Here is a 19,941-nt window from a genome sequence, read left to right on the forward strand (position 1 = left end):
ATTAAGTTAAAATCATTAATACGGTTTTACTTATCAAAATGAAATTCTAATACATTTTTAACCGAGAAAGATGACTTCACCATTTTTACGTGTAATAATAGTAACGTTACATATATTGTGAAAGAAGTACAAAAGGAGCGTTACAATGAATTTAGCTAAATTCCCGAGGAAAAAATATACAGAATCATATACACCAATTGAAAAGTTAAACAACTTTTCTGAAGCACTTGGTGGTCCGACTATTTATTTTAAACGAGATGATTTACTTGGTTTAACAGCCGGTGGCAATAAGACGAGAAAGTTAGAATTTCTAGTTGCAGATGCACAGGAAAATGGTGCAGATACGTTAATTACAGCTGGTGGTATTCAGTCAAATCATTGCCGCCTGACACTTGCTGCTGCGGTAAAAGAAAACATGAAATGTATTCTTGTATTAGAGGAAGGGCTTGAGCCAGAAGAGAAGAGAGACTTTAACGGAAACTATTTCTTATATCACTTATTAGGTGCTGAAAACGTCATTGTTGTACCGAACGGAGCAGACCTGATGGAAGAAATGCATAAAGTAGCAAAAGAAGTAAGTGAAAAAGGAAATACACCATATGTAATTCCAGTTGGTGGATCAAACCCTACAGGCGCTATGGGATACGTTGCTTGTGCGCAAGAAATTATGGCGCAATCATTTGAGCAAGGAATTGATTTCAGTTCAGTTGTTTGTGTAAGTGGTAGCGGCGGTATGCATGCTGGTTTAATTACTGGTTTTTCTGGAACACAAAGCCATATTCCTGTAATCGGGATTAATGTAAGTAGAGGAAAGGCTGAGCAAGAAGAGAAAGTAGCAAAACTTGTAGATGAAACTTCAGCACATGTTGGTATTCCAAACTTTATCTCGCGCGACGCTGTTACGTGCTTTGATGAATATGTAGGACCAGGCTATGCGTTACCAACGCCGGAAATGGTAGAGGCAGTTCAGTTACTTGCGAAAACAGAAGGTATTTTACTTGATCCAGTGTATACAGGTAAGGCAGTAGCGGGATTAATCGACTTAATTAGAAAAGGTAATTTTAATAAGGAAGACAATATTTTATTCGTACATTCAGGTGGTTCACCAGCTTTATATGCGAATACTTCTTTATTTGCGTAAGTGTAAAAAGCATTGGGTATCCAATGCTTTTTTGTTATATACTGGAATTATCGAGAGGTAGGAGGATGATATGAATTCAAATTTAAAATGGATTATATATACGGTACTCGGCATTTCTATTCTATTAATCTTATTTGTGGCTTATGGGGTGTATTCTTATTTTACATTTTAAAAGCGTGATGGAAGTGAACCATAATGTAATGTATGTTATAGTTTGATATGTTAATTAATTACAATACTTTCCACAAGGAGAATACATAATGAGAGCAAAGAAACTAGTAACGTTAGCAGTTCCATTTATGCTGTTAGTCGGATGCGAGGTAGGAGATAAAGATTCTACTCATAAGACTGAGCAAACTAGTAAAGCAATAACAATACTTTCCGAACAACAGTATCCGTACTACATATGTGAGCAAGTGGTAGAGTTCCAATTTAAGAAGGATGAACTATTACTAAACTTAGGAGAATCCTTAAAGGATAAAGAAAAAGCAAAAGCTGTTTTAAAAACATCAAACGAGATAGATAAAATTTTAGATAATATGGAACACATAAAAGTACCTGATACATACAAAGACATTCACAAATCCATACAAGAAGGGGTAACAGAGGCAAGAAAAGCAACGAAGTTAATTAAGGATGCTGGTAAAGAAGATAAACAGAAGATTCAAGAAGCTGCAATGAAAGGTACTGAATTTTTATCAGGTGTAGACGGAGAGCATTGGAAAAAAGCAGTTTATGAGTTATCACAGGAAAACAAAGATGCTTATAGTAAGGCACTTGATAAGAAAGTAAAGGAGTACTCAAAGTAAAACAGTAACTTGTAACAATACATATCCACCTAAAATTTCCGCGAATGCTATGCTAGGAAGTTAGGTGGGAGATTACTGTCCTTAAATGTGGCTGATTAAAGCTACAGCCACATTCTCCTGTTCTAATTAACTAAAAGAAGAACTTCCCCATCCCGATTAGACTACTAATCATTCCTATTCCACTCATGGTGCCTTTTCCTGCTGTAAGTAAGTTTCCAAGCATTCCTAGCTGACCGTTACCTCCGTTATTTCCCCATCCCATTGGGGCCCACGGACCACCCCATCCTGGAGGGTTTCCAAAAACACCTGAGTTATTGGTATTGAAATGAAAAGGCTTGGCTGGCGGCGATAGTAAAGCGGCAAGATGACCTTGTGCGAACATCCCTGTATGATTGAATGGTTGGGCCCAGGGGAAGGGAGGTTTTTGAAAATTAAAACCTGCATGACTTGGTAATGGAGTCCAATTAGTAGGGTGACCTTGTGGTATTATCCCTGCATAATTGATTGGCTGCTGCCCCCAAGAGAAGGGAGGGGGTTGGGGATTGAATCCCGTATAATTGGCTGATGAATCCCAACTAACTGGATAGACTCGATAACTCCAATTCTCAGGAATCTTCAAATCATTCATTACCTCAGATTTAGTTATTTCGGGCTGTGAATATAATGAAATTTGGTTAGTATATTGTTCCCCGTTTCCCTTTGAATTCAAATACCAATATTGGTGCATACGCTTATTCTCCTCACTTTAAAAATGTAATGTTAGACTTAGCCTATGTAATATTCCTTTTTATGGATGGTTACATAACTAGATCTACAAGCCTGTATTTAAAGGAATGGGTGTGTGGACTTGTTGATTTAAAGTTTCACTTTATTTTAGAAGGGTATTTTCAGTTGCTTCTTTTATATATTTCAGCCTAATTTAAATTCCGTTAATAAACGTTTTTATAAAGGTTTAATCAACAAAAAGATTTTAAAATGGTATGTTGAGCAAGTGGAATTGCTAAAAAGAGAATATCCATTCGAAGAGTTTGGCAAAATACTGCAAGGGTAATGTTTTCTTGTGCAAATATGTAAACGATTTAAACGAATCAATGAAATTTATAATGAAGGGGCAATTAAATATATGAGTGAAACATTACATAAAAGAAAACCACCATATTTAATGCTTGTAATTCTTTTTATTGGGGCATTTGTTTCATTTCTAAATAACTCGCTTTTAAATGTAGCCTTGCCATCAATAATGAAAGATTTAGACATTCAAGATTATTCAACGATCCAGTGGCTTTCTACAGGGTATATGCTTGTAAGTGGTATATTAATTCCGGCATCAGCATTTTTAATAACGCGTTTCTCGAATAGAAGCCTATTTATTACATCTATGTTGATTTTTATTCTTGGTACTGCCTTAGCGGCTGTAGCGCCGAATTTTGGTTTATTACTTACTGGTCGGATGGTTCAAGCGGCAGGCTCTTCAGTTATGGGACCTTTGTTAATGAATATTATGCTAGTAAGCTTTCCGAGAGAAAAAAGGGGAACAGCAATGGGGATTTTTGGACTAGTTATGATTACAGCTCCAGCAATTGGACCGACACTATCAGGTTATATTGTAGAGTATTATGACTGGCGTTTGCTTTTTGAAATGATTTTACCGTTAGCAATCATTAGCTTACTGTTAGGGATTTGGAAATCTGAGAATGTCATGAAACAAAACAAAAATGCAAAACTTGATTATCTCTCATTACTATTATCTTCTGTCGGTTTTGGCGGTTTGTTATATGGATTCAGTTCTGCAAGCTCCGATGGTTGGACAAATAAAGTTGTCTTAACAACCTTAATCATAGGCGCTATTGCCCTAATTGCTTTTATTATCCGCCAATTAAAAATGGATGAGCCGTTATTGGATTTACGTGTTTACAAGTACCCAATGTTTGCACTTGCGTCTGTAATTGCAATTGTTAACGCGGTGGCCATGTTTTCGGGTATGATTTTAACACCAGCTTATGTACAAAACGTCCGTGGTATTTCGCCGCTGAGCTCTGGGCTGATGATGCTTCCAGGTGCGGTTATAATGGGGATTATGTCACCAATTACAGGTAAACTATTTGATAAATATGGTCCTCGTATTCTTGGTATAGTAGGACTTTCCATTACAGCCGTTTCAACTTATATGCTAGCAAACCTGCAACTCGACTCTAGTCACACACATATTATTCTTATTTACACACTGCGGATGTTTGGGATGGCGATGGTGATGATGCCACTTATGACAAATGGTCTTAATCAATTGCCAACTCGCTTAAATCCGCACGGTACAGCTGTTAATAATACAGCTCAACAAGTGTCCGGTTCGATTGGTACTGCTATTCTTGTTACGATTATGAATTCTGTAACAAAAACAAAAGTTGAAAGTTTAATGTCTGATATAGATCCAACAACCTTCACAGAAACTACGAAGGCAATAGTAACTCAAAAGGCTTTATTATCTGGAATTCAGTATTCCTTCTATGTAGCGCTTGGCATGAATGTTGTTGCACTACTATTAGTTTTTTTCGTTAAACGTGTAGATACAAGTGCGGAAGCCGTCGAGAAGTTAAATCGGTAGAGAAGAATAAAACGCTAGATAATGATTCCTACAAGTTGTTTGCTGATTAGATAGACTATAAAGAAATGCAAATTTTTACTGCTAAGGCGCCGGTATTTAAAGCTGGAAAAGAACTGAAAGAAGCAGTGACATAATTATGTAGTGAAAGAGGACCTGATGTTCATATCAGGTCCTCTTTCATTAGTAACACGGTATATTGCTTATTGTATTGGTTTAACTAAACCACTGATTTTTCAAATACTACAATCTTAAGCTCGTCAACTTCTCTATTTTGGGGTGTTTTAGAAGAAAATGAATTAAAATGATTGTTTTATAAACAAATACAAGAGATGAGATCCGTTTGCAATTTCTCATAAACATTATAATTTTAGATTATCTTTTAACACCAACATTAAAAGGGTCCAACTATATTTATTCGCTTCATTTTAATTTAGTATTTTTCTACAAGTTATAAATCTAATTGCCAAGCTTATACGTAATATCATAATCATGAATAGTTAGGGAAAAGATAAAATAAGGTAATCAATTACATATCTTTATTTCATGCTTTTTTGAAAGGGTGTTTTTAATGGAAAAAAAAGTATCTGCCATTCCTCAGCCGAAAACATATGGACCGCTGGGTAATCTCCCATTAATCGATAAAGATAAACCGACCCTATCCTTTATCAAGATAGCGGAAGAGTATGGTCCCATTTTTCAAATTCAAACTTTAAGTGATACCATCATTGTCGTTTCTGGACATGAATTGGTAGCAGAAGTCTGTGACGAAACACGGTTCGATAAAAGTATAGAGGGTGCTTTAGCAAAAGTTCGTGCCTTTGCTGGGGACGGATTATTTACTAGCGAGACTCACGAGCCTAACTGGAAAAAAGCTCATAATATTTTGATGCCTACATTTAGCCAACGGGCAATGAAAGATTACCATGCCATGATGGTCGATATTGCTGTACAACTCGTTCAAAAATGGGCACGGCTTAATCCGAATGAAAACGTGGATGTTCCGGAGGATATGACTCGTCTTACGTTAGATACAATTGGTCTATGTGGTTTTAATTACCGCTTCAATAGCTTTTATCGTGAGACACCTCATCCTTTTATTACTAGCATGACCCGTGCTCTAGATGAGGCGATGCACCAATTACAGAGGCTGGATATAGAAGACAAACTCATGTGGAGAACGAAACGTCAATTTCAGCATGATATCCAATCTATGTTTTCTTTAGTAGATAATATTATTGCTGAACGTAAAAGTAGTGGAGATCAGAAAGAAAATGATTTACTTTCCCGTATGTTAAATGTGAAGGATCCGGAAACTGGTGAAAAATTAGATGATGAAAATATTCGTTTCCAAATTATTACCTTTTTAATAGCTGGACATGAGACAACAAGTGGATTGTTATCTTTTGCAATTTACTTCTTATTAAAGAATCCGGATAAGTTGAAAAAAGCCTATGAAGAAGTAGACCGTGTTTTGACAGATCCTACTCCAACATACGAACAAGTTATGAAACTGAAGTATATACGGATGATTTTAAATGAATCGCTACGTCTATGGCCTACCGCTCCAGCATTCAGTCTCTATGCAAAAGAAGATACAGTGATTGGCGGGAAATACCCAATTAAGAAAGGAGAAGATCGTATTTCTGTTCTTATTCCACAGCTACATAGGGATAAAGATGCATGGGGAGACAATGTGGAAGAATTCCAACCTGAACGATTTGAAGAGCTGGATAAGGTTCCTCATCATGCTTATAAGCCATTTGGAAATGGCCAGAGAGCATGTATCGGTATGCAATTTGCACTTCATGAAGCCACTCTTGTGATGGGAATGCTTCTTCAACATTTTGAATTAATCGATTATCAAAACTATCAGCTGGACGTAAAACAAACATTAACGCTAAAGCCCGGTGATTTTAAGATTAGGATTCTACCTCGAAAACAAACTATTAGTCATCCTACTGTTCTTGCACCTACAGAGGACAAGCTGAAAAACGATGAAATTAAGCAGCACGTCCAGAAGACACCTTCTATTATTGGGGCCGATAATCTTTCACTTCTTGTTCTGTACGGCTCGGATACAGGTGTAGCAGAAGGTATTGCAAGAGAATTAGCAGATACAGCTAGTTTAGAAGGAGTTCGAACGGAAGTGGTAGCTCTTAACGATCGAATTGGAAATTTGCCAAAAGAAGGAGCGGTACTTATTGTAACTTCTTCTTATAATGGAAAACCGCCAAGTAATGCAGGGCAGTTTGTTCAATGGTTGGAGGAACTAAAACCAGATGAGCTAAAAGGGGTTCAATACGCAGTTTTTGGTTGTGGAGATCATAATTGGGCTAGTACCTACCAACGGATTCCAAGATACATTGATGAGCAGATGGCTCAAAAAGGAGCAACAAGATTTTCTAAACGCGGAGAAGCAGATGCAAGTGGTGATTTCGAGGAACAGCTTGAGCAATGGAAACAAAGCATGTGGTCTGATGCGATGAAGGCATTTGGATTGGAGCTCAACAAAAATGTGGAAAAAGAGCGCAGTACTTTGAGTTTGCAATTTGTCAGTCGTCTTGGAGGATCTCCTCTTGCACGAATATATGAAGCAGTGTATGCATCTATACTAGAAAATCGTGAACTCCAATCATCCAGCAGTGATAGAAGTACACGACATATCGAGGTATCCTTGCCAGAAGGTGCTACATATAAAGAAGGAGACCACCTTGGAGTGTTGCCAGTTAATAGCGGGAAAAATATCAACCGAATTTTAAAACGTTTTGGATTAAATGGGAAGGATCAAGTTATACTGAGTGCAAGTGGACGAAGTATAAATCACATACCTTTAGACAGTCCTGTTAGTTTATTGGACCTTCTTAGTTATAGTGTTGAAGTTCAAGAAGCAGCCACTCGAGCACAAATACGAGAAATGGTAACATTCACAGCATGTCCTCCTCATAAAAAAGAATTGGAAGCATTATTAGAAGAAGGAGTTTACCATGAACAAATACTAAAGAAACGGATTTCAATGTTGGACCTTCTTGAAAAGTATGAGGCTTGTGAAATCCGATTTGAACGCTTTTTAGAACTTCTTCCTGCGCTCAAACCGCGTTACTATTCTATTTCAAGCTCTCCACTCGTTGCACACAATCGTCTGAGCATTACGGTCGGTGTTGTTAATGCGCCTGCATGGAGTGGGGAAGGGACATATGAAGGAGTCGCTTCTAATTACTTAGCTCAGCGTCATAATAAAGATGAGATTATCTGTTTCATTCGAACGCCGCAATCAAACTTTGAATTACCTAAAGATCCAGAAACACCAATTATTATGGTGGGGCCAGGTACTGGAATTGCACCATTCCGTGGATTCTTGCAAGCGCGTCGTGTTCAAAAGCAAAAAGGTATGAACTTAGGACAAGCGCATCTATATTTTGGTTGTCGTCATCCTGAAAAAGATTATCTCTATCGTACAGAATTAGAAAATGATGAAAGAGATGGATTAATCTCTTTACACACAGCTTTTTCTCGTTTAGAGGGACATCCAAAAACATATGTACAGCATTTGATAAAACAAGATAGAATCAATTTAATTTCGTTATTAGATAATGGAGCTCATCTTTATATATGTGGTGATGGAAGTAAAATGGCTCCGGATGTAGAAGATACCCTTTGTCAAGCATATCAAGAAATTCATGAAGTCAGTGAACAAGAAGCAAGAAATTGGTTGGATCGTGTGCAAGATGAAGGGCGATATGGAAAAGATGTTTGGGCTGGTATATGAATGTTTCTTAATTAGATACATATTAACTAATGAACTTCTTTCGAATAAATTTCACTTTATTAGTATAGTGTATTTAGATGAATAGTGATTAACCAGATTATTTAGTATCTACTAAATAAAAAACAGGACCTGATATACATCTATCAGGTCCTGTTTCACATAGACATTATACATCGATATTTTCCACACATTATCAATGTTTGTAATGTAGTTAGCCTTTTGAGTCAGCTATAAAATCAGATATTATTTTTTCGATATCGAAAGGAGTAATCCCTTTATTCAAAGAGAAAATAGTTTCTGCTTCTTCGATGTCTTGAACGAGTTCACCTCTAGCTTCAATATGTAATCGGAACAAGTCATATAAATTCGGTTTAACTAAATTAGTTAAAGCCTTTCCAACTAGTATCATACCTTTTTGATTAGCTTCGATGGTATTATCATAAGTTAGATCTCTTGTAAGAGACAAATCTGTCCAAATCAATTTTCGTTCCTTTAAGTCTAAAATAACTGGAATAGAGATTTGGGTGTCGGCAGTAATATCCACTTTATCTTGAACAGTAGAAGGTTCAAATATTTCACCTGAACCAGGATATTGACGAACCATCCAACCAGTAAAGCATTCTGGTAAATCTTTATATGGTTGGTCTGTGTAAGAAAGCAAAGTCATAACTACATAGCGTCCACCATATTTCAGCACAGACGGAATATCGAAATCAATGAATTCAGATGCCCCCTTTGGTGCAGAAGTAATATCTCCGCTATGGTAGGCTTTGAAATTTTTTGAACGTAAGTTCGTGAAGGATACATGTTCTTTGTATTGCCAATCTTCGTCGTACATTGCAGCAGACAAATCAATGTCAACACGTCCTGTATGTTGTCCATTCACATAGCCTTCTTTCCACCATAGGAAAAAACGAATCGTATCTCCTTCTGGCAAATCTACTTTACTTCCTCGAGATAATGTGCGAAGCGCTTTGCTGGCTGAACGTTGAGAGAAGGGAACTAAGTGATTTTTTAACTGTTCATCCAAAAATACTTTTCCGAGACTTGGAAGTTCTGCGAAGCGATTTTTTAAAGTATCTTCACACATTTTTACAATCATTAAACAAATATCCTCTGAGATAAATGGAAGTGTATTTTCAATACCAATAGCTTTTGCTACATTTCCCTTTGGAAAAAAGGTGCGAAATTCATTTTTATCATTTCGATGCTTAAAATGAGCCGTGAGTTGAAGTAATACAGGAGTAGAAACGTCTCCTATTATACTTAGAAACTCTTCGAGAATATTGAAAACATTTGTTGATGTATCACTACATAAACGGATTAAATGATCCAAGCGTCTGGCAAATTCCCCCGGGCGAGTTTTTAAAAGATTTTTCGCTGTCATGATATCACGATTCAACAAAGCTGCTTCTATTTTTCCATTAAATGTTTCAACTTTAATGTTGTTGCGAAGAATCTCAAATGCTCGGTGGGTTTTTGGGAAACGAGTATGATATTCTGCTGGATGAAGAATTTCACCTAAACGAATCCAACGTTTTTTGTATCGAAGCATATCTTCGGTAATGTTTCCGCATTGCTCTAACAATCCTAAAAGGAAGCGTCTTTCTGCTCGGTTAAACTTCTTGAATCGAACGGAGGATGCTAAACTCACATCGCCTTCAGATAAAGCAACTGCAAGGCGAAGAACATCAGTTGCTGTTTTAAAATACTTTGCAGCAGCATCGGCTGATATTTTTCTGTTTATTAATAAAACCCCAATTATAAAAGACATATTTTCCTTATGAGGAATTACATTAGGTAGAAAACAGGAAACATCTTCAGTGTGTGTAATAGCCCATTCTACATCTGTCTTATCAGTTGAGGAAATAGAGCTGTTTGCACGAATCAATTGAGAAATCATTTGATTGAAATCTTCTTCACTTCCTAAGTCAATAACTTTCAAATCAACGCTATCTAAAAGAGGAAGTCGTTCTTCTACTTTTGATACAGGTAGGCGCAACGTCACATAATGAATAACGGCATTGATGTATAAATCAGCGTCACTTAAATCCATCATTTGTTGCGGAAAGTTTGGATACATAGGAGTAAACTGAATATGTGCACCAACCATTTCTTTTAAATGTTTTACCAACTCTTTGTAAAACGATGTGAATGCACCAACCGAAAGTGTTTGCAACTCTTCTATTAAAGGCTCAGAAAAAGTAAATCCTAAACTTTCCAAGTTTTTTAAAGCAGTGGCTAAATACATGTTCGGTAGTTTATTTTCTTCTCTTTTTATAATTACTTTCAAACTTCTTCTTATGTAAATAGAATTTTTCATGAGAACGCCAGCTATTCACTCCTTATAAAAGAGGGGAATAGTCTGACTGTCCTCCTTTCAGTGGTAGATTTTTATTTTTACATGCATAAACACACTAATTGTAGAGAAATGCACTGAGGGTATAAAGCTATTTTTTAGTGAAAAATTAGGGGTATAACATTTAGTTGTTAAGTGGTAATTTGTTAATTAAGAAAAGAAAACCTCTACATCAATGGTTGATAAACTAAAGTTTATTCAAATCCAAAGAAGAAAGAGGTTTTATAGTCTAATTATTTTCATAGGAAATTGACAACTCTAAAACAATTTGAAATTTCTACAAAGAAGGAAGAATTGTCATAGCCTATGTGTTTAGCAGGAAAGTAACATCCCTATTTCGCCAAAGAAGTTAGAAGGAAGGAACGTCATAGCCTGCTTTATTAGTATATTCTCTTGCGAAGAGCAATTCAAGTATACTGTCTGATTTTTTATATTTTTCTTAAAGGGGAATTTTCATGTTTATCCCGCGTTAACGGGCAGCCAGATTGGTGAGGGTGATTAAAGTTTCATTTTATAAATAGGGGGAACATCACATTCTCTTTTTATAATACTATTAAGGGAGGATTTTTATTTTTGATATATTATACCATTTATTTAATGGTATAATATGGTATGTGTTCTATGGAATGGAGTTGAATGAGTATTATAAATACAAAAGGTGAAATTAAAAAAACGAAAAGAAAAGTATTACTAACTATACTTACTATGTTAGTAATTATAATTGGATTTGGATATTGGAAACTTTTTAGTTTGCAAGGTGTTCCAAAAGGGGAATTAATTCGAACAGTGGAATCTCCAGATGGAAAATATCTCATCAAGACTTATTTTCATAATGCAGGATCATTAAGTGCGGATGCTGTTAGGGGTGAATTAGTTAACCTTGATACAGATTCAGAGAAAAATATATATTGGAATTATCCAGATACCGATCCATATATTGAATGGGTAAATAAGAATATTGTTAGAATTGGAGATCAAACTTTAGATATTTCACAGAAAGAAACCTATGATTGGCGTGATGATGATGAGCACGTTAAAGAAATGCCTAAACAGTTTAGTAGATAAAACAAGAAAATTTAAATTTATTTAATCTTATTCGTTTAACTATAGATAGGATTATATGAGTGAAAAAGTCCATTTAGATCTTCTAAATGGACTTTTTTAGGTTTCTAGATACGACTACTGATAAAAATGGAACAAACTTGTTACTTAGGTTGTCTATTAAGTATACGTATAAAACAGGGGTTCATGATAGTTCACTCATTTTATGAAAAGTGAGATGCAAGAGAGTGATATCCGATACACTCTTTAATTGTATCGATATGTATAACACCTAAAAAAACATATATTCTTGAAAGAGGTTGAAAATGTATGATAGTCTTAAACAAGTTTTTTAACATTTTACATTACAAAAAGATGGTACCTGTAGTATTTCTTTCATGTGCAACGCTTATAGGCTGTTCTGATGGTAATACTCAATCTGAATTACCTAAACAAACGAAACAAACAAATCCAATCAAACAAGAAATTACTGGTAATGATTCTTTTGTTAAACTTGAAAAAGAATTTGATGCTAAACTCGGTATTTATGCATTGGACACTGATACGAATCAAACCGTTACTTATCAATCAGATGAACGGTTTGCATACGCATCTACTCACAAAGCTTTAGCTGTGGGAGTACTTTTACAAAAGAAATCAATAGAAGATCTAAATCAAAGAGTTTTGTATACCCGTGAAGATCTTGTTAATTACAATCCAATTACAGAAAAGTATGTTGATAGTGGTATGACCCTGAAAGAGCTTGCAGATGCTTCTCTTCGATATAGTGATAATACTGCACAAAATCTTATTCTTAAACAATTAGGTGGACCTAGTGAATTCAAAAAATCACTAAGAGAAGTAGGAGACACCGTTACAAATCCTGAACGTTTTGAACCAGAATTAAACGAAGTGCTTCCAGGAGACGTACGTGATACTAGTACCCCAAAGGCATTAGCTACTAGTCTTCAGGCTTTTACGCTAGGAGATGTACTTTCAACTGAGAAACGGGATTTATTAATAGATTGGATGAAAAGGAATACTACCGGAGACAACTTAATTCGTGCCGGAGTTCCAGGAGGATGGGAAGTAGCTGATAAGACTGGCTCGGGATCTTATGGAACCAGAAATGATATCGCAATTATTTGGCCACCAAATAAAAAACCAATTGTTCTTGCGATACTTTCTAATCATGATAAAGAGGATGCTAAATACGATGATAAGCTTATTGCAGAAGCAACCAAGATAGTGTTAGATGCTTTAAAAGTGACAAATAAATAATAATAGTAACTAGTTATTATTATTTTCCCGGTTTTTAGTCACAATATTGTGAGTCATGATTTTGCTAGCGGACTAATGTTTATGGGGTTCTTCGTTGGAGTTGCATTTTTAGCAACGATGGCAAGTTGCTTAATGTTTAAAGTTCTGTCGGGAGCATCAAAAGATGTGGCACGTTATCAAACGTTTCGTAAAATTGTTGTCCGCCGAGAATTATTAACAAACTCAATCTATAAAGAGTTATACTTCATGTTTTTATTCCCAGCAATTGACGGGATTACTCATATATTATTTGGTATGAACATGTTTAGTCCTATTTTAATCGATCCGTACTCTCGTATTTGCTTACCACTTGTTATTTTTGTAGTAATTTACTCGATTTATTACTTGATTACAGTTCAATTATATAAAGGAATTGTACTCTCGAAAAAAGATCAATGTAATGATGTTATTCATAAAGAATGATAGATAATCCTTTTTGGAAAGAACAATTAAGAGAGAGATAACATTAATTATCGACTGTATCGAAAGTGAAATCACTTCTTTACAGAAGGAGATGGAGAATTAAGTCAATCGAATGAATATTATAGCCTGCTAATATCCCAGAGTATGTTATAAATAATATTGCCACTTGGGTGCAAGGAAGATTGAAATGAAATTAGCAACCATATTTTTAAATAGTTATTTTCAGAGGCAACAAGTGTATTAGGGAGGGGGCATTTGGCTTAGAGGAATCTTCATGTGAAAAGACCTGAAACAGCCTTCCCTATAGCAATAATAAAGATGTCTAATTTCTAATATAGAAAATAATAGCGTTGCTACATTCAATATGTAGCAACGCTATTTAAATTTTTTAAACAGGGTTAAATTTTTCAAGAAATTTAACCCTGTTTAAAAAATGATATCCAATTAAATTTATCCTCTATGTATTTTGTAACTACATTTCATCTTGCTGTAGAGAAACAAAAAACATTTTTCTTATTCAATAATTCCAATTTCTAGAGCTTTTTGAACAGCTTCTTCTTTGTTACGGACTCCTAGCTTTGTATAAGCTGTGGAAGCATAATTTCTGACCGTACCATTTGATAAATATAACCTTGATGCTATGGTAGTGTATCGAAGTCCCTTTGCTACTAGCTGCAAGATTTCTATCTCCCTAGCTGTTAGCTCATAAGCGGTTGCTTTTGATTGTGGTGTCTCTTTTTGCGCATCAAACTTCTCAAATATTTTGTGAGACATTCCCTGATCAATCAGTGTCCCACCTTTGTGAATAAGTCGGATCGTATTAGCTAGCTCCAATGTTTCAATAGATTTGAGTAAAAAACCGTCCGCACCGTTACGAAGCGATTCTAACGCCTGTTCGGTATCCTGAAAAGTTGTAAAAATCAATATGCGGATATGTGGCCATTGTTGCTTAATCTTTTTGGTTGCTTCGACTCCATCCATGTGTTGCATATCTAAATCCATAAGTATAACATGAGGTTGAAGGCGCCCACACAAATCGATGGCTTCATTGCCATCCTCGGCCAAACCGACTACATTTAAATCTTCATATCTATCGAGTAGTGTCCTCAAACTTTCCCGAACAAACGGCTGGTCGTCTACAATTAACAAACGAATAAGTCCATCTTTTATTTCAGTTTGTCGCGGTATGGTACATGTAACAAGCATTCCTTCATCTGGCTTTGTATATACAGACAATTGACCTTGCAAATTCATTGCTCGTTCTTTCATCGTATTCATACCGAAGCCTTCCTGCCATTCTACATTTCCTTTTCCATTATCTTGAACTTCTAATCTCGTATATTGTTGTTCAAACTGCAATGAAACTATAATTTCAGTTCCCTGACCATGACGTACTGCATTCGTAAGGGACTCTTGTAAGCAACGAATGAACGCTATCTTCGTTTGCCGAGACAATTCATATTCCTCTCCGTATGTCCGAAAACTTACATTAACCTGAGCGTGCTCCTGAAATTCGGCTCCAAGATTTTGGAGAGATTGAATTAAGGAAGGCGATTGACACGGAGACTCCATTTGATGTAGGTAACCTCTCACGTCCTCGATGCTTTTACGTCCCATTTCAAGCAGAGAATCTAGCCTCTGTATACCCATTTCAGTAGCAAGTTCGGTGCGCAACGTTTCCATTCCCATAATAATAGAAGTATAAGCGTGACCAACTGTATCATGAAGCTCACTCGACAGTCTGTTTCGTTCTTCCCCCAGTGTGATGCGTTCAATTTGAGACATATATTGCTCAAGTACCGCGTTTTGTTTACGAATTGATTCATTTTGCTTATGATTGACGATTAATAAATGAAAAGCGAAGCCCATTACATATGCGAATCCATAATAGGTAACCATAATCCAATAGCTATTACTTGGCGCAATCGCATAGAAAATTCCAGTTGTTATAAAAACTGTTATTGGAGCTGTCCAATAATAGGACAAATGCTTACTATTTGCAGCAATTAGAAACACCGATATAAGAAATGTGTTGTAAGCTTCCGGAAATAATGAGGTTAAATATATACATATTCCACCATATAGCAGTATTTCTGTGAACAAATAATATTTATAATTGAATAGTAAGGCTACCCATGGAATTGAGAAGGCAATAATTTCCCAAAGAATAATAATCCAAAGTGGTAATGTTAAACCATCCTGAAAATTTAATGTAGCTAGAATGATAGACACACTAGCAAGTAGGCGTACTCCTAACATAATCCAATCATACCAAAACCAATACTTAACCATATCTAACAAGTCCTTTACCCCCTAAATAGCCTACCATTTTACTTCCTATATTATAATTTAATCCTTCCTGCCTTATTATACTTTTTAATTTAAAACTGTGATACTACTCACAGACTGTAAACTTCTATTGATTTAGTTGCCGAATCATACTACGTGTATAGCCCCCAATTTTCTTTGTCAAACCATCTACTATTCTAATACTTATGGCGGTAAATACTATACCCATAAACATTACAAAGAGTGACTTGGCAAAAGTATCTATCTGTATAAATATAATATTCATATCGATGTATCGATACAGTAGTGGTGCCAACAGGAACATAAGTGGCATTACATAAAAAATGATTGCACTAATGAGACTGAAAATGCCAATCACAAATTTCTGCATTAACCAATAGACAGCACACCAAGTGCGACGATCTGTAAGCGCTAATTTCACCTGAGCCCAGTTCGATGTATCCATTGTTATACTTCTATCGTAAGAGTCTGTTGAAATATCTGTATAAATTTTCGTTTGTATGCGCTCGAATTGGATAAAGGGTGTGGTAGTCTGTAGTACGCGTATAATTAATGGAATCCCAACAACAGTAAATGAAAGCGTTAAACTAAATAGCAGAGCTATTAGGTAAAAACAAAAATAAAAAAATCCTGTACCGAAAGTTAGCAATAAAAAATAACCATTATGGATGAATCTTGATTTCATAAAGTTCATCACTCCTATCTATGTAATAACCGAATCATACTGCTTTTTTTGTCAGTCTCACTAGTGTAAAAGTGTCATATGACAGTTCTAAATGATGTTAAAAAGGGGAGAGCAGCCTACTTCTGTTTAAAAAAGATGCTTTTATCCCGCTATTTACTGGGCAGTAAGACTCCCACCTCAAAATTCAGCGTTAGGTGGGGGGGCGGGCTGCCGGTAAACGCACGATTGGTGAAGGCTAATAATCAGTGGGGGATGAACAAAAACCTGCTGATTAAAGTTTCACTTTATTAATCCCCACAAAACAACCCCGTTTTTGCATATGCAAGAACGGGATTATTTTGTACTTTTATTTAATATGAGATGGACTTGTTTTTCGAATATGAAAAATAATATCAAATTGCTCAAGCAATGAAGTCTCAAAGTATACCGAACTGTTCGGGATGATTTGTCCCCCTATACTTAGTAATGGTCTTTTTGCTTTAGCCCATTTCTCTGCTTGTCCTTTAAGGTGACGGTTATCCAATAAAAACATTTTATATGGCACTTTTCCGAGAGTATAATTGAAACTTTTTACATCTTGTGGAATAGTGTCTGTTGTAATCTTACCTCCAGTGGAAGGATCATATTCGCTGTATAAGGTGAAATTTCCCTCCGTAGTTGTACTACCAATTGTGACATAATTATTGTCTAAACGTTCCTTCAAAAACTGCCCCGCAACATAAGGGTATAATTTCTCATCGATAATTCCTTTAGCTATATGAATATTGTGTGCCCATACCATCGTTTTACCACCAAATGTCTCTTGTGCCCACATTGCATGATCGGCCAAGTATTGTTCATGTAGTTTTATTATACTTGGATAGTCGTTAGGAAGTAGCATTGTGGTAAATTTCTCTATTGCACTTGCCGTTGCTTTCGCCCAGATGTACTCGGATGGAATTATTTCTGCGTTGGCTTGCTCGTTCTCATCATTTAGTAATCGGGCTACTCTCTCAGCGTTTGCTTTGAACTTCTCTTTCAATTCAGGAGTAAGTTTCATATATTCTTGTATACTGCCGGTAAAAGATGATAATTCTTTATAGTTTTCTTCTACTTCTGTCAGCAAATCTGGTCGATGCACCCTTACATAATCAATTACTTTATTAAAGCTACTTTGGTCCAACGTTTTTAAGTCGAGTCCAATAAATTGGATCTTTTTTTTATTGGATGGATCAGCATTATAATCTTTCATCCACTCAATCATGGCTATGATTTCATCAGTAGGATATAACAATTTTAAAAATTCCCTAGGGTTTCCTTTTCCTGTTTGGATATATTCATTTAGCTTTAAGCCGTTTCCCCAATCTTCTTCCAGTGCGAAATTTGTAAAACCCATCTCAGTAACCAAATATTTCACAAGGCGAAATTTTATAGTGAAAATTTCAGAGCTTCCATGGGTATTCTCTCCTAATCCTACATATTGTGCGTTCCCAATCATTTTCTTAAGTGGTTTTAAATCTTCAAATGGTTTTGACGGCTCTATCGTTTTTAATGGGTTAGCCTGTGATTGTATTGATTTAACTATATTTTTTTGGATTGATTGACCTGAATTTTCGATTGCTACCGTTTGAGCGTTTCCTACTTCTACACATCCTGTGACTAATAAAGCTGTACTAACCATTGCAATTATTCTTTTCTTATTCATTTTTTTCCACCTCAATTGAATTATTTGTAAAAGCAAAATTGATTCATGTACTTGCACGAATCAATTGCCTTAATTCAATTGTTATTTATTCCATATCATATTTTCTAGTTACATATTGTCATAAGGTTAATTGACACAGGTCATAGATTAATCATTACACTTTTGTACTATCGGTTATGACAACTTATAAATAATAATTACATTGTTGAGCCGCAAGTAAGATTAGATTATGAATTTGGGAGGGATTGTAAAGATGAATGAATCTGTATGCCAAAATATCTTTATTCTAAGTTGTAGCTGTTGAAATGACAGGAAGTAATTTTGATAAACAAATGAATAAAAGGGGAAGGGCGGATTACAATGTTATTACGCGGAGAAGCATTCCACAATAAAGATAAAATCCAACGTGCTAAAATAGGACTTCAACTTTTTCTAAGTATCTTAACTATTACTTCTATTATCCTAAATGTACTAGTAATGATTACTAAAAGTATGCCACTTATTGTGGTATATATGTTTACCCCAGCATTTTCTTCTATTTTGACTCGCATAATATTGAAAGAAGGGTTTAAAGATGTATCTTTTAGTCTCGGTAACTTAAAGATATGGAAGGGGATTGGTTTTGCTCTGCTAATACCTATGATTATTTGTGGAATTACTTATTCTATCGCCTGGTTGAGCGGAATTGCGAGGTTTCAGCCCCCGCAAGGTGGTATGCTAGAACCTATTTACAATATACTTGGATTTCAGTATCTACCGATACCATTAAGTTTCATTTTTATAGTAGTATTGAGCGGAGTTTTAGGTAGTTTGCTTAACTTAATTCCAGTTATGGGAGAAGAAATGGGTTGGCGAGGTTATATGCTCACAAGGCTAATCGATGCAGAGTTTTCACGTCCCATTCTTATTAGCGGATTAATTTGGGCAACGTGGCATGTTCCAATTGTTATTGCTGGTCTATATGTAGAGGGAACATCTGCCCTACTTTCAGTACTTGGCATCTATTTTTGTATTGTGCCATTCAGTTATATTACAGCTTATTTACGACTTATCACAGGTAGCGTTTGGCCTTCGGTTATCATTCATACTACTTGGAATGCCATTATTCAAGGACCTTTCGCACGTGCAAGTACAGGAGATCAAACTGAGATTTGGATTGGAGAATCTGGTTTGATAACCGCTATTATTATCTTGGCTACTGCAATAATTATGGCTCGAATCGTAAATTTTACTAAATAGCATACGGATGTGTTTTAAATTCGATTAGTGTAATATGACGAGGCTGAAATAAGATGCTCCTAAAAATATTAGAAAAAATCTAGTTGAACGGACTCTTACTTAATCTTAGGCTGCTGGACATGTGGTGATATCCCATCGTCATCAAGCTAAGAAAATAAACTAGGTTGCCATAAAAAACATAATGTTTTCATTTAAAGGCTTGGAGATGAAATTTTATCATCTTCATCACGTTTGACCTTCAGGAAATAAAAAGTTAAACGATTATACAAATACTCTAACTGAAAAAACGATAGTCCTTCTATCAAAAATATAGAAGGACTATCGTTTATTTTTTTGACAAACTTAGGGGGTGATGTTCATAAAAATGGATAATATAATTCGTATTTTACGTAAAGAGAAAAAGTTTTCCAAAGAAGGTTTAGCTAATTTCCTTGGTGTAACGGTTGATTGAAATTTCACTTTATGACTTGTAAGTGACTGTTCAATGCATCGTACTATTAAAAAATCTAAATTTAATCATTAAATTGCGATAAAATGTGGTCGGAAATAATGAAATTTTAGG

General features: G+C 35.5%; 13 protein-coding genes and 1 pseudogene. 9 read left to right on the forward strand and 5 right to left on the reverse strand.

The features are described 5' to 3' along the window. The first annotated feature begins 145 nt into the window (after positions 1-145). Both ACTFP3_RS10880 and ACTFP3_RS10885 read left to right on the forward strand, forming a co-directional pair. Entirely contained in the window at positions 146-1,141 is a 996-nt protein-coding gene (locus ACTFP3_RS10880; protein WP_071740811.1) for a D-cysteine desulfhydrase, read from the forward strand. A gap of 260 nt (positions 1,142-1,401) precedes the next feature. Beyond that, the gene (locus ACTFP3_RS10885; protein ID WP_001201796.1) at positions 1,402-1,950 is read left to right on the forward strand and encodes a hypothetical protein; all 549 of its coding nucleotides are present in this window, start codon (positions 1,402-1,404) and stop codon (positions 1,948-1,950) included. 130 nt (positions 1,951-2,080) lie between these two features. On the opposite strand, the gene ACTFP3_RS10890 is transcribed toward ACTFP3_RS10885, so the two are convergent. Next, positions 2,081-2,677 (reverse strand): hypothetical protein, encoded by a 597-nt coding sequence (locus tag ACTFP3_RS10890; RefSeq protein ID WP_016512582.1) that lies wholly within the window; start codon positions 2,675-2,677, stop codon positions 2,081-2,083. 396 nt (positions 2,678-3,073) lie between these two features. Between ACTFP3_RS10890 and ACTFP3_RS10895 the strand changes: the two genes are divergently transcribed. Both ACTFP3_RS10895 and cypD read left to right on the forward strand, forming a co-directional pair. Continuing rightward, positions 3,074-4,552 (forward strand): DHA2 family efflux MFS transporter permease subunit, encoded by a 1,479-nt coding sequence (locus tag ACTFP3_RS10895; RefSeq protein ID WP_016122833.1) that lies wholly within the window; start codon positions 3,074-3,076, stop codon positions 4,550-4,552. A gap of 568 nt (positions 4,553-5,120) precedes the next feature. Beyond that, on the forward strand, positions 5,121-8,318 hold the full coding sequence (gene cypD / locus ACTFP3_RS10900; RefSeq protein ID WP_152121510.1) for a bifunctional P-450/NADPH--P450 reductase: 3,198 nt from the start codon (positions 5,121-5,123) through the stop codon (positions 8,316-8,318). Between the two features lie 211 nt (positions 8,319-8,529). Here the strand turns inward: cypD and ACTFP3_RS10905 are convergent, their stop codons facing one another. Further along, a complete protein-coding gene (locus ACTFP3_RS10905) occupies positions 8,530-10,641 on the reverse strand; it encodes a TerD family protein (RefSeq protein ID WP_000798036.1) in 2,112 nt (703 codons plus the stop codon). Positions 10,642-11,313: 672 nt separating this feature from the next. On the opposite strand from ACTFP3_RS10905, the gene ACTFP3_RS10910 reads away from it, so the two are divergent. The 4 genes and pseudogenes from ACTFP3_RS10910 to ACTFP3_RS10925 all read left to right on the forward strand — a co-directional run. Continuing rightward, positions 11,314-11,742 carry a DUF5412 domain-containing protein gene (locus ACTFP3_RS10910; protein ID WP_048657193.1) on the forward strand — a complete coding sequence of 143 codons (429 nt, stop codon included), beginning with the start codon at positions 11,314-11,316 and terminating at the stop codon, positions 11,740-11,742. Between the two features lie 306 nt (positions 11,743-12,048). Next, the gene (gene bla, locus ACTFP3_RS10915; protein WP_000636454.1) at positions 12,049-12,999 is read left to right on the forward strand and encodes a class A beta-lactamase; all 951 of its coding nucleotides are present in this window, start codon (positions 12,049-12,051) and stop codon (positions 12,997-12,999) included. Positions 13,000-13,080: 81 nt separating this feature from the next. Further along, positions 13,081-13,461 (forward strand): hypothetical protein, encoded by a 381-nt coding sequence (locus ACTFP3_RS10920; protein WP_006922771.1) that lies wholly within the window; start codon positions 13,081-13,083, stop codon positions 13,459-13,461. Continuing rightward, positions 13,461-13,652, forward strand: a pseudogene (locus ACTFP3_RS10925) (alpha/beta hydrolase); the annotation flags it as partial. The gene ACTFP3_RS10920 and the pseudogene ACTFP3_RS10925, both read left to right, overlap by 1 nt. A 322-nt stretch (positions 13,653-13,974) precedes the next feature. On the opposite strand, the gene ACTFP3_RS10930 reads toward ACTFP3_RS10925, so the two are convergent. From ACTFP3_RS10930 to ACTFP3_RS10940, 3 genes are all read right to left on the reverse strand, one after another. Next, positions 13,975-15,762, reverse strand: coding sequence for a response regulator (locus ACTFP3_RS10930; protein WP_440010413.1), 1,788 nt, complete (start codon positions 15,760-15,762; stop codon positions 13,975-13,977). Positions 15,763-15,877: 115 nt separating this feature from the next. Next, positions 15,878-16,456 (reverse strand): sensor domain-containing protein, encoded by a 579-nt coding sequence (locus tag ACTFP3_RS10935; protein ID WP_006922767.1) that lies wholly within the window; start codon positions 16,454-16,456, stop codon positions 15,878-15,880. A 346-nt stretch (positions 16,457-16,802) separates the two neighbouring features. Next, positions 16,803-18,140 (reverse strand): erythromycin esterase family protein, encoded by a 1,338-nt coding sequence (locus ACTFP3_RS10940; RefSeq protein WP_400855960.1) that lies wholly within the window; start codon positions 18,138-18,140, stop codon positions 16,803-16,805. A 360-nt stretch (positions 18,141-18,500) separates the two neighbouring features. Between ACTFP3_RS10940 and ACTFP3_RS10945 the strand changes: the two genes are divergently transcribed. Further along, positions 18,501-19,379 carry a CPBP family intramembrane glutamic endopeptidase gene (locus ACTFP3_RS10945; protein WP_322369498.1) on the forward strand — a complete coding sequence of 293 codons (879 nt, stop codon included), beginning with the start codon at positions 18,501-18,503 and terminating at the stop codon, positions 19,377-19,379. The last annotated feature ends 562 nt before the right edge of the window (positions 19,380-19,941 follow it).

The sequence above is a fragment of the Bacillus cereus group sp. MYBK5-2 genome (genome assembly GCF_051915685.1).
GTDB classification, from domain to species: Bacteria; Bacillota; Bacilli; order Bacillales; family Bacillaceae_G; genus Bacillus_A; species Bacillus_A cereus.

What these genes read in the sequence shown, in the direction of transcription:
- ACTFP3_RS10940 (WP_400855960.1), bottom strand. Translation starts at nt 18,140, where the DNA reads ATGAATAAGAAAAGAATAATTGCAATGGTTAGTACAGCTTTATTAGTC.
- bla (WP_000636454.1), top strand. Translation starts at nt 12,049, where the DNA reads ATGATAGTCTTAAACAAGTTTTTTAACATTTTACATTACAAAAAGATG.
- ACTFP3_RS10890 (WP_016512582.1), bottom strand. Translation starts at nt 2,677, where the DNA reads ATGCACCAATATTGGTATTTGAATTCAAAGGGAAACGGGGAACAATAT.
- cypD (WP_152121510.1), top strand. Translation starts at nt 5,121, where the DNA reads ATGGAAAAAAAAGTATCTGCCATTCCTCAGCCGAAAACATATGGACCG.
- ACTFP3_RS10920 (WP_006922771.1), top strand. Translation starts at nt 13,081, where the DNA reads ATGGGGTTCTTCGTTGGAGTTGCATTTTTAGCAACGATGGCAAGTTGC.
- ACTFP3_RS10895 (WP_016122833.1), top strand. Translation starts at nt 3,074, where the DNA reads ATGAGTGAAACATTACATAAAAGAAAACCACCATATTTAATGCTTGTA.
- ACTFP3_RS10910 (WP_048657193.1), top strand. Translation starts at nt 11,314, where the DNA reads ATGAGTATTATAAATACAAAAGGTGAAATTAAAAAAACGAAAAGAAAA.
- ACTFP3_RS10905 (WP_000798036.1), bottom strand. Translation starts at nt 10,641, where the DNA reads ATGAAAAATTCTATTTACATAAGAAGAAGTTTGAAAGTAATTATAAAA.
- ACTFP3_RS10935 (WP_006922767.1), bottom strand. Translation starts at nt 16,456, where the DNA reads ATGAAATCAAGATTCATCCATAATGGTTATTTTTTATTGCTAACTTTC.
- ACTFP3_RS10885 (WP_001201796.1), top strand. Translation starts at nt 1,402, where the DNA reads ATGAGAGCAAAGAAACTAGTAACGTTAGCAGTTCCATTTATGCTGTTA.
- ACTFP3_RS10880 (WP_071740811.1), top strand. Translation starts at nt 146, where the DNA reads ATGAATTTAGCTAAATTCCCGAGGAAAAAATATACAGAATCATATACA.
- ACTFP3_RS10945 (WP_322369498.1), top strand. Translation starts at nt 18,501, where the DNA reads ATGTTATTACGCGGAGAAGCATTCCACAATAAAGATAAAATCCAACGT.